Source organism: Micromonospora sp. NPDC003776 (assembly GCF_053605645.1).
This window is the reverse complement of the sequence record NZ_JBSGJR010000224.1, coordinates 1-9,835: the sequence shown is the minus strand read 5'-3', so window position 1 is coordinate 9,835 and position 9,835 is coordinate 1. Positions and strand designations below refer to the sequence as shown.

General features: G+C 74.0%; 9 protein-coding genes and 3 pseudogenes. 6 read left to right on the top strand and 6 right to left on the bottom strand.

Annotated features, from left to right (window positions below; genetic code table 11):
* Nucleotides 1-42 precede the first annotated feature (42 nt).
* From ACWEVO_RS19020 to ACWEVO_RS19010, 3 genes are all read left to right on the top strand, one after another.
* A complete protein-coding gene (locus tag ACWEVO_RS19020; RefSeq protein WP_452308851.1) occupies nt 43-171 on the top strand; it encodes a Beta-galactosidase C-terminal domain in 129 nt (42 codons plus the stop codon).
* Nucleotides 171-947 (top strand): DeoR/GlpR family DNA-binding transcription regulator, encoded by a 777-nt coding sequence (locus tag ACWEVO_RS19015; protein ID WP_452308848.1) that lies wholly within the window; start codon nt 171-173, stop codon nt 945-947. Before ACWEVO_RS19020 ends, ACWEVO_RS19015 begins: the two co-directional genes overlap by 1 nt.
* Nucleotides 948-1,058: 111 nt before the next feature.
* On the top strand, nt 1,059-2,024 hold the full coding sequence (locus ACWEVO_RS19010; RefSeq protein WP_452308850.1) for a sporulation protein: 966 nt from the start codon (nt 1,059-1,061) through the stop codon (nt 2,022-2,024).
* Nucleotides 2,025-2,093: 69 nt separating this feature from the next.
* Here ACWEVO_RS19010 and ACWEVO_RS19005 read toward each other — a convergent pair whose 3' ends face one another.
* The gene (locus ACWEVO_RS19005) at nt 2,094-2,474 is read right to left on the bottom strand and encodes a hypothetical protein (RefSeq protein ID WP_452308847.1); all 381 of its coding nucleotides are present in this window, start codon (nt 2,472-2,474) and stop codon (nt 2,094-2,096) included.
* Nucleotides 2,475-2,766: 292 nt separating this feature from the next.
* On the opposite strand from ACWEVO_RS19005, the gene ACWEVO_RS19000 reads away from it, so the two are divergent.
* The gene (locus tag ACWEVO_RS19000) at nt 2,767-3,189 is read left to right on the top strand and encodes a hypothetical protein (RefSeq protein ID WP_452308846.1); all 423 of its coding nucleotides are present in this window, start codon (nt 2,767-2,769) and stop codon (nt 3,187-3,189) included.
* Nucleotides 3,190-3,253: 64 nt separating this feature from the next.
* Here the strand turns inward: ACWEVO_RS19000 and ACWEVO_RS18995 are convergent, their stop codons facing one another.
* Together ACWEVO_RS18995 and ACWEVO_RS18990 are read right to left on the bottom strand one after the other, a co-directional pair.
* Nucleotides 3,254-5,473, bottom strand: a complete 2,220-nt coding sequence (locus ACWEVO_RS18995; RefSeq protein ID WP_452308849.1) for a HelD family protein — start codon at nt 5,471-5,473, stop codon at nt 3,254-3,256.
* A 287-nt stretch (nt 5,474-5,760) separates the two neighbouring features.
* A complete protein-coding gene (locus ACWEVO_RS18990; protein ID WP_452308845.1) occupies nt 5,761-6,891 on the bottom strand; it encodes a LolA family protein in 1,131 nt (376 codons plus the stop codon).
* 95 nt (nt 6,892-6,986) lie between these two features.
* Here ACWEVO_RS18990 and ACWEVO_RS18985 point away from each other — a divergent pair, with 95 nt between their 5' ends.
* Together ACWEVO_RS18985 and ACWEVO_RS18980 are read left to right on the top strand one after the other, a co-directional pair.
* Nucleotides 6,987-7,643, top strand: a complete 657-nt coding sequence (locus ACWEVO_RS18985; RefSeq protein WP_452308844.1) for a response regulator transcription factor — start codon at nt 6,987-6,989, stop codon at nt 7,641-7,643.
* A pseudogene (locus ACWEVO_RS18980) lies at nt 7,640-8,416 on the top strand (HAMP domain-containing protein); the annotation flags it as partial. The gene ACWEVO_RS18985 and the pseudogene ACWEVO_RS18980, both read left to right, overlap by 4 nt.
* Here the strand turns inward: ACWEVO_RS18980 and ACWEVO_RS18975 are convergent.
* From ACWEVO_RS18975 to ACWEVO_RS18965, 3 genes and pseudogenes are all read right to left on the bottom strand, one after another.
* Nucleotides 8,417-8,695, bottom strand: a pseudogene (locus tag ACWEVO_RS18975) (universal stress protein); the annotation flags it as partial.
* Nucleotides 8,692-9,645: an HAD-IC family P-type ATPase gene (locus ACWEVO_RS18970; RefSeq protein WP_452308843.1), complete on the bottom strand. Its 954-nt coding sequence runs from the start codon at nt 9,643-9,645 to the stop codon at nt 8,692-8,694. The pseudogene ACWEVO_RS18975 and the gene ACWEVO_RS18970, both read right to left, overlap by 4 nt.
* A 5-nt stretch (nt 9,646-9,650) precedes the next feature.
* Nucleotides 9,651-9,835 (bottom strand): annotated as a pseudogene (locus tag ACWEVO_RS18965) (hypothetical protein); the annotation flags it as partial.

The following is a 9,835-nucleotide window of genomic DNA, read 5'->3' as shown; positions in this document are numbered from 1 at the left end:
GTCCGCCGCCGGGCCGACGACGGGCGCAGCTGGCTCTTCGTCATCAACCACACCGAGGCCGAGGCCCGCCTCGCCGTCACCGGCGCCGAACTGCTCGGCGGCGGCCGGTGCGCCGGCGAGCTGGTCGTCCCGGCCGGCGAGGTGGCGGTGGTCCGGGAGGAGGAGGTCTGATGCTCGCCCAGCAACGGCAGAGCGCCATCCTGGAGCTGATCCGGCAGCGCGGCGGGGTCCGGGTCAGCCACCTGGTCAGCCGCTTCGGCGTGTCCGACATGACCATCCGCCGGGACCTCGAGGTGCTCGCCGAACGCGGCCTGGTCGACAAGGTCCACGGGGGAGCGACCCTCGCCGGCCCCGGCTCGGCCGACGAGCCGGGCTTCGCCGCCAAGTCGATCCGGCAGCAGGCCGAGAAGCGGGCCATCGCCGAACGGGCCGCCGGGCTGGTCGAGCCGGGCATGGCCATCGCGCTCTCCGCCGGCACCACCACCGCGGCGCTCGCCGGGCGGCTGGCCGACGTGCGCGGCCTCACCGTGGTCACCAACTCGATCCCGGTGGCCGACGTGCTGTACCAGAACCCGCGCCCGGACCAGACCGTCGTCCTCACCGGCGGCATCCGTACGCCCTCGGACGCGCTCACCGGGCCGGTCGCCGAGGCGGCGATCGCCGCCCTCAACGTCGACCTGCTCTTCCTCGGGGTGCACGGGATGAGCCCGCGCACCGGGTTCACCACGCCGAACCTGCTGGAGGCGGCGGTCAACAAGCGACTGATCGGCGCCGCCCGGCGGCTGGTCGTGCTCGCCGACCACACCAAGTGGGAGACCATCGGCATCGCCACCATCGCTCCGCTGGCGGAGGCGGACGTCCTGATCACCGACGGCGGCCTGCCGCCCGAGGCCCGCCGCCAGATCGGCGAGCAGGTCGGCGAGCTCGTCGTCGTCGAAACCGACTGACCTGCTCCGCTCCTTGCTCACAGACACTTCACAGCTGTGCAGGTTAGGGTCCCCTTCGTGGCCCCGCGCGCTCCACGGTGGAGCGTGCCGACGGTGGAAGCGGGAGTGCCGATGGTCTTCAAGAAGATGCTGAGCGCGTTCGGGGTGGGCGGCCCGAGCGTCGACACGGTCCTCACCAACCCCAACACCCGCCCCGGCCTGGCCCTCGACGGGCACGTCAACCTGATCGGCGGCGACGCGCCGGCCCGGATCGAGCACCTCGCCGTCGGCCTGGTCACCCGGGTGGAGATCGAGAGCGGCGACTCCGAGTACGCCGGCATCATTGAGTTCCACCGGATGCCGGTCAGCGGACCGTTCGAGCTGGCCCCGAAGCAGCAGCTGTCGATCCCGTTCCAGCTCCCGGTGCCCTGGGAGACCCCGGTCACCGACGTGTACGGCCAGCGGCTGCACGGCATGACGATGGGGCTGCGGACCGAGCTGGCCGTGGCCCGGGCGGTGGACCAGAGCGACCTGGACCAGGTCGCGGTGCACCCGCTGCCGATCCACGAGCGGATCCTCGACGCCTTCCAGGCCCTCGGCTTCCGGTTCAAGCACGCCGACCTGGAGCGCGGTCACCTGCACGGCGTGCAGCAGACGCTGCCGTTCTACCAGGAGATCGAGTTCTTCGCCGCGCCCCAGTACGCGCAGGCGGTCAACGAGGTCGAGCTGACCTTCGTGACCAGCCAGCGGGGCGTCGACGTGATCCTGGAGTGCGACAAGCGGGGCGGCTTCCTCAGCCCCGGCCACGACGTCTTCGGCCGGTACGCCGTACCGCACGCCGACGCGGACCGGACCGACTGGGTCCAGGTGGTGGACGGCTGGCTGCGGGAGACCACCTCGCGCTACGGCAACCTGCGCGCCCAGGGCTTCGGCGCCCCGCACGGCTACCCCGGCGGCCACCATGGTCACCGTGGCCCGGGCATGGGTGGCATGGTGGCGGGCGCGGCGCTGGGCGTGGCCGGTGGTCTGGTCGCCGGCGAGCTGATCGAGGACGCGTTCGAGGGCGACTTCGGCGACTTCGGCGGCGACTTCGAGTAGGCGGACAGGACGTAGGACGACGGCCCCGGAAGGTCTCCGGGGCCGTCGTCGCTCTCAGCTGGTGCTCACTCAGTGCCGGGCCCTGCGCTCCTCGCTGCTGCGGAAGGCGCTACCGGCCTTGGCGAGACCCCGGCTACCCAGGTAACCGATGGTCAGCAGCGTGATGAAGAACCAGGCCTGCGGGGCGCGGAAGATGTCCACGCCGACCGAGTTCTTGCCGACCAGGTAGGACGCCACGATCACACCCGCGACGGCCGCCAGGTAGACCCAGAACTCGGTGGTCAGAAACGACTGCTTCGTCTCCGACCCCGGCGCCTGCATCACCCGCTCTTCCCGGTGCCCGTCGTACATCGGCATCGGGCGGGTCGGGGTTTCCTGCATGGCCGCCCGGTTCTGGACGTCGGGCGCCGGCCGGTTCATCGGCCTGGTGGATGCAGCCTGCGTGCTCATCGGCTCCTCCTCAGGATTTGATGAGTCGTACCCTGCACTCCCTCGCCCCGCTACCGCGTTTCGGCCACGGCACGGTTCGCGTTCATGGCGGGGACACCCCCCGACTACCCGACCCCCGGGGCGAGGTAACACCGACGGTCGGCCGAATAGCAGCAGCTCCGGGAGAGGGCCGCCGAACCGGACAGCGGGGCACGGACGGGGCACCCGGCCGGCCGGCCGCGCCCCCGCCGGTTTGGGCCGGCAGCCGCCGGGCACGCATGGCGGATCCCGAGAAATCTGCGAGGTGGTTGACGTGCGTGAGGACGACATGCGGCAGGACGCCGCCCGCCGGGCCGAGGAGCGGGTCGCCGGCGGGGTGTACGGCGAGGGCGCGCTCGACGAGGTCACCGTGCCGCAGACCGACGTGACGCGGGTGATCCAGGAGGAGGATCCGGACGACCCGGCGCACACCCCGGTGGACCCGAACGTCCTCCGCGACGGCGGGCCGACCCGTGGTCAGGGTGCGGTCACCACGACCGGCGGCACCGCCGGCCCGGCCAGCGCGCGCCGGATCGCCCGGCAGCCGGAACGGCACCCGGGGAAGGTGGCGCCGACCACCACCGGGGACGCCACGACCGGCGGCCTGAGCACCCCGGCCGGCGGCTCGACCAGCGACGCCTCGTCGAGCGGCAGCCAGGTCGGCAACTTCACCGACGAGGGCGCCAACCCGGGCTGACCCGACGACGACGTGGTGGCCTTCCCCGGCGGGAGGGCCACCACGTTCCGTGTCCGGCGCGCGCTCAGGCGGCGCGGAGGATGCCGAGTCGCTGGGTGGCGCGGGTGAGGGCGACGTAGAGGTCGCTGTGGCCGCGCGGGGACTCCGCGACGATCCGGTCGGGCTCGACCACCAGCACCGAGTCGAACTCCAGGCCCTTGGCCTGTTCGGTGGTGAGCACCACCACCCGGTTGGCCAGCTCCGGCTGCTCGCCGACGGCGGCCTCCGGCAGCGCGGCGACGACGGCCGCGCCCAGTTCGGCCACCCGTCCACCGGGGACGATCACCCCGAGCCGCCCGTCGGCCAGGCCGTCCGCCTCGCGCGCCGTCGCCTCGACCAGCTCCGCGGCGAGCCGGTCCACCGCGACGGTACGGTCCCACGGCGGCACGCCGCTGGCGCGTACCGAGCGGGGCGGGCGCAACGCGGGGTCGATCTCGGTGAGCACGCCGGCGGCGACCGCCATGATCTCGGCCGGGGTGCGATAGCTGACGGTCAGCTCCTCCAGCCGCCACCGGTCCGCCACGTACGGCTCCAGCGCCTCGGCCCAGGACGGCGTGCCGGAGAGGGCGCCGGTCTGCGCCACGTCCCCGACGATGGTCATCGACCGGCTCGGGCAGCGCCGCATCAGCAGCCGCCACGCCATGGGCGACAGCTCCTGCGCCTCGTCGACGATGACGTGCCCGAAGGCCCAGCTCCGGTCGGCGGCGGCCCGCTGGGCGGTGGTCAGCCGCTCGGCGTCCTCCTGCCGCTCGGACAACCGGTCGGCGTCGATCAGGTCGGTGACGCCGAGGATCTCACCGCCGTCGGCCTCGTCCTCCACGTCGATGGAGCGGGAACCGCGCCAGATCTCCAGCACGCCCTCGGCGTACTCGCGCTCCAGGGCGCGCAACCGCTCGCGGCGGGCGACGGCGGCCCGCTCGTCCTCACCGAGCAGTTCGGCCGCCTCGTCCAGCAGTGGCACGTCGGCCGGCGTCCAGCCACCCGGCTCGCGGTGCAGCAGCGCCCGCTCGGCCTCGGTGAGCATCGGCGCGGCGGCGGCGATCCGGTCCCGGTCGGCGTACAGGTCGGCGAGCAGGCGCTGCGGGGTGAGCACCGGCCACAGCTGGTCCAGCGCGGCGCGGACCTCGGGCTCCTCGCGCAGTTCCCGGCGGATCTCCGCGACGTCGGCCTCGGAGAGCAGGTTCTCCCCGCCCAGCGGGTCGGCGCCGATCCGCTCGGCGACCTGGGCGGCGAGCGCGTGCACGATCTCGATGTCGAACAGCGCCCGGGCCAGGTTGTGCGGGCGCTGCGAGCGGCGGGCCCGCTCCCGGGCCTGCCGGACCACCTCCGGGTCCACGGTCAGGATCTCCCGCTGCGGCAGTTCGATCTCCAGCGGCTCGTCCGGCACCCACTGCCGGTCCCGGACCGCGTTCGCCAGCACCTCGGCCATGACCGTGCGCCCCTTCAGCGCCGCGGTCCCGGCCGGTTCGGTGCGCCGGGCGCTCACCCCGGGGAAGAGGTCCGCCTGGGTACGCAGCAGCACACCGGTCTCGGCCAGCGCCGGGAGCACCTGAGAGATGTAGCGCAGGAAGGTGGCGTTCGGGCCGACCAGCAGCACGCCCCGGGTGGAGAGCTGCTCCCGGTGGGTGTAGAGCAGGTACGCGGCCCGGTGCAGCGCCACCGCGGTCTTGCCCGTGCCGGGCCCGCCCTGCACCACCATGACCCCGGGCAGTTCGGCCCGGATGATCCGGTCCTGCTCGGCCTGGATGGTCTCGACGATGTCCCGCATCCGGCCGGTGCGCCCGGCGTTCAGCGCGGCGAGCAGGGACGCCTCGCCGGTCAGTTCCTCGTGCGCGGTGGGGGAGGCGGCGGCGATGTCCAGCACCTCGTCGTTGAGCCCGGTGACCTTCCGCTCACGGGTGCGCAGGTGCCGCCTTCGCCGTACGCCCTGCGGGTTGGCGGCGGTGGCCAGGTAGAACGCCCGGGCGGCCGGGGCACGCCAGTCCATCAGCAGCGGGTCGTAGTCGCCGCCGGTGTCGAAGATGCCGATCCGGCCGATGTAGCGGCGGGAGCCGTCGTCGCCGTCGAGCCGGCCGAAGCAGAGCCCGCTCTCCACCGCGGCGAACCGCTCGACCTGCTCGGCGTACATCCCGACGGCGGAGTCCCGCTGGGAGCGGGCCTGCTGGGTGCCGCCGGTGTTGCGCAGCTCCTCGGTGAGCCGGCGGCCGGCCTGCTCGCGCATGCCGTCCAGCCGGTCGTAGAGCATCGAGACGTACTCCTGCTCGCGACCGATCTCGTCATCCTGGTGCAGCTCACCCGATACGTCGGAGTGCGTTGACAAGCCGGCTCCTCAATTGCTAAAATCGGCTCAGGAATGGCCTTAATTGCCGTTCCTTTTGTGTTTGAACTGCAAAAGATACCGCGTGGCGCAGCGCCGGACCAAGCCTGCCCGACCGCCCGCGACCACGTCACACCGCCGCGCCGCGGCACCCACCACAGCAGCGGGGGCCCGGCCGGCATTCGCCGACCGGGCCCCCGAGGGATGCGCCTGTCTCAGCCCTTGGCCACCTGGTAGAGCCGCTCCGGGGTGACCAGCCCGGCCAGCACCCGGCCGTCGTCGGTGAGCAGCACGCTGAACAGCTTCGAGGTGAGCAGCCGACCGCTGCCCCAGTCCCCGCTCACCTTCGGCAGCGCGCCCAGCAGCCCGGCCACGTCGGGGGCCGCGCCGCCCGCCGGGCCACCCCGGCCGGTGTCGCGCGGCAGCGCCGTGGCGTCGGCGCCGCCCGCCTTACCGGCCTGGTCGAGCCGCGCCACCAGCACGGTGGTCCAGCCGGTCCCGACGGTACGCACGTCCGAGCCGTCCGGCCGCCGGTCGGTGGGCGCGTGCCGGCCGGGCGAGCCCGCCTTCTCCTCGGTCATGGTCACCCCGGCCGGCGGGTTGAACCGGAACTGGTCCGCGTCCGGGGTGCGGAAGTCCACCTGGGTGAAGGCCACCTCGAAGGCCGGTTCGTCGGCGCCGTCGGCGAGCACCTCGAACCGCAGCGGCACGTGCTCCTCGGCGTCCAGCGCGATCCGCACCTGGTGCACCAGGGAATCCTTGTCGCGCGGGGTGAGCACCAGCTCGTACACGCTGCGCCCGGCGACGGTGGCGGAGCGGCCGACGGTCACCGCGGTGCTCGGGTCGATCGCCGCGAGGGCCCGATCGGCGGCGTCGGCCGGGGTGGCCGGCGCCGCCGACAGGTCCGCGTCGCCGGCCGGCAGCGTCCGGTGCGACCCGGTGTTGGTCCGGCTGCTCCAGGTCCACAGGTCGTGGCCGTTGCGCAGCACGTCCCGCTCGCCGAGCGTGTCGACGAGGGCCAGCCGCTGCCGCTCCGGACCCGCGTACCAGACCCGCAGGGTGTGGGTGCCGCTGATGAGGCTGGTCAGCTCGCCGCCGCCGGCCATGCCGGCCAGGTTGGCCAGCGGCGGCAGCCCGAGGTCGGCCCGCTGCACCACGGTGCCGGACAGGCCGTCCAGCCGTGACGTGCGCAGGTCCTCCAGGAGTTGCGCGGCGGTACGTGGGGGCAGGGCCGGATCGGCGGTGGCGGCGAACGTGCCGACAGCGACCCCGCCACCGATCACGACGACCCCCGCGGTCACCGGGACCAGCCAGCGCAGCGCCGCTCGGTTCTTCAGTACGGACATGGTGGACACCTCCTGACGGTAATGCTGCATCCCGGCCGCTGTGAACGCGCTGAGGAGATTCCCTAGGGGGTGTCGCCTGGTGGCACCCTGGACGGGTGCGGTTGCTGGTGGTGGAGGACGAGTCGCGGCTGGCGGCCGCGCTGCGGCGGGGCCTGCAGGCGGAGGGGTTCGCGGTGGACGTCGAGTCCACCGGCCCGGCCGGCCTGGACGCCGCCCGGCACGGCGAATACGACGCCATGATCCTCGACGTGATGCTCCCCGGCCTCTCCGGGTACGAGGTGGTGCGCCGGCTGCGCGCCGAGGAACGCTGGCTGCCGGTGCTCATGCTGTCGGCCAAGGACGGGGAGTACGACCAGGCCGACGGGCTGGACTGCGGCGCCGACGACTACCTGACCAAGCCGTTCTCGTACGTGGTGCTGCTGGCCCGGCTGCGGGCGCTGCTGCGCCGGGGCGCGCCGCAACGCCCGACCGTGCTGGCCGTCGGTGACCTGCGACTGGATCCGGCGCGGCGGCGGGTCACCCGGGCCGACGCCGAGGTCACTTTGACCGCCCGCGAGTACGCCCTGCTCGACTACCTGATGCGCCGGGCCGGCGAGGTGGTCTCCAAGACCGAACTGCTGGACCACGTCTGGGACGCCAGCCTGGACACCGCGCCGAACGCCGTCGAGGTCTACGTCGGCTACCTGCGCCGCAAGATCGGCCGGGACCGCCTCGAGACGGTCCGCGGCGCCGGCTACCGGCTGGCCACATGACGACGAAAGGAAGGGCCCCTTTCTATCGCCTGCGGTATAGGAAGGGCCCCCTGTTAACGCTCAGCCTGCGCGCCCGGCTGCTGGTGATCGGGGTGGCCGGACTGTGCGTCGGGCTCGCGCTCGGCGGCACCCTGCTGCTCGGCGCGCTCGGCTGGACGTTGCAACGCTCGGTCGACGCCGAGGCGTTGCGTACCGCCGACGCGGTGGCGCTGCTGGCCGATTCCGACGCCCTGCCCGACCCGCTGCCGGTCGCCGGCGGCCAGTTGCGGGTGCAGGTGCTCGACGGCCAGGGGCGGATCCGGGCCGCCTCCATCGACGCCGACCGGCTGGTGCCGATGCTGCGGGCCGACCAGCTCCGCGCCGGGCAGCGCCAGCGCCTGGTGGTGGACGGGCGGCGGGTCGGGCTCACCGGGCCGGTGCGGGTGGTGACGGTGCCGACCGGCGGTCCCGGCGACCCGCTCACCGTGCTGGTCGCCAAGTCGATGACCGACGTCCGGCACAGCCTGCACGTGGTCCGCACCCTGCTGCTGGTGGGCTTTCCGCTGCTGGTCGCCGGGCTGGCCGTGGTCGCCTGGCGGGTGGTCGGGGCGACGCTGCGCCCGGTGGAGGCGCTGCGCCGGGGCGCCGCCGAGATCACCGACCGGGCCGGGCCGGGCCGACTGCCCGTACCGGCGGCCCGGGACGAGATCCACCGGCTGGCGATCACCCTGAACGACATGCTGGACCGGTTGGCCGCGGCCCGGGCCCGACAGCGGGCGTTCGTCGCCGACGCCGACAACCGCGCCGGTGACCGGCACAGAGGGGGCGACCTTGCCGGCCTCGGCCACCGCCTCGGCGACGTACCGCTCGGCCTCGTGACGCAAGCCGCCCGTGGCCGGGCCGCTGGGGTCCGGGCCGACCGGTACGCGCAACAGCGGCCAGATGAACGCGTGCACGATCCGCAGCGGTCGTTGCCGCAGTGCCGCGCTCCGCGCGGCGGCCCGGACCGCGTCGAGCGCGATCGCTGAACCGTCGACGCCCACCAGGATCGGGGTGCCACTGTCGCCGGTCATGCCAACTCACTCCCTCTGATTGCCGCTCCACTCGATTCCATCCCGGCCTCCTCGCCACCGGTGGCGGGCGCGGTCGCGCCGCCGGGGCCGCCCGATACCGACCGCCCGGTGGCGCCGGGCGTCCTGCCGCGGGTCAAGCGCAGCACCAGGCCGGGCAGTGTGCTCAGCGCGGCACAGGCCAGCAGTTCCACCGCGCCCAGTGGCTCGGTGCCGAGCAGCCCCCGCAGCGGCGGCAGCAGCACGCCGGCCAGCTGCAGCACCGCCGAGACCGCCACGGCGGCCAGCAGGGCCGGGTTGCGGTGCCGCGCGTCACCTGTGCGGGGCACCCGTACCGCGAGCGCGACGCCGAGCTGCGCCAGACCCAGCACCACGAACACCACCGACTGCCAGGGACGGTCCCACTGCGCGGCGAGCACCCCGGCGCCGAGCACCACGGCCGCGATCAGTCCACCGGTGACCAGCACGTCGCGGCCCAGCCCGGCGCCGAGCACCGACTCCTGCGGGGAACGGGGCGCGCGGCGCAGGATGTCGGGCTCCGCCGGCTCCGCGCCCAGCGCCACCCCGGGCACTCCGTGGGTGAGCAGGTTGACCCAGAGGATCTGCGCCGGCAGCAGCGGCACGGCCAGTCCGAACAGCGGGCCGAGCAGCATCACCGCGATCTCGGCGACCCCGCCGGACAGGGCGTAGCGCAGGAAGCGGCGGATGTTGGCATAGATCCGGCGGCCCTCGCCGATCGCGGTCGCCACGGTGGAGAGGTCGTCGTCGACGAGCACCAGGTCGGCGGCCTGCCGGGCCACCTCGGTGCCGCCGCCCATGGCCACCCCGATGTCGGCCCGGCGCAGCGCCGGGGCGTCGTTGACCCCGTCGCCGGTCATCGCCACCACGTGGCCCTGGGACTGCAACCCGGCGATGATGTCGAGTTTCTGCTCCGGCTGCGTCCGCGCGTACACCCGGGTCAGCGGGTGGGCCCGCGCCAGGTCGTCGTCACCGCACGCGAGCGGGTCGCCGTCCTGCCAGAGGCCGAGCCGTCCGCCGATGGCGGCGGCGCCTTCGCGTTCGCGACCTGCTCATCGTTCAGGGTGATGTGCGACTGCGCGCCCTGCACACCATGCGGGATCAGCTTGCTCATGTCCGGCTTGT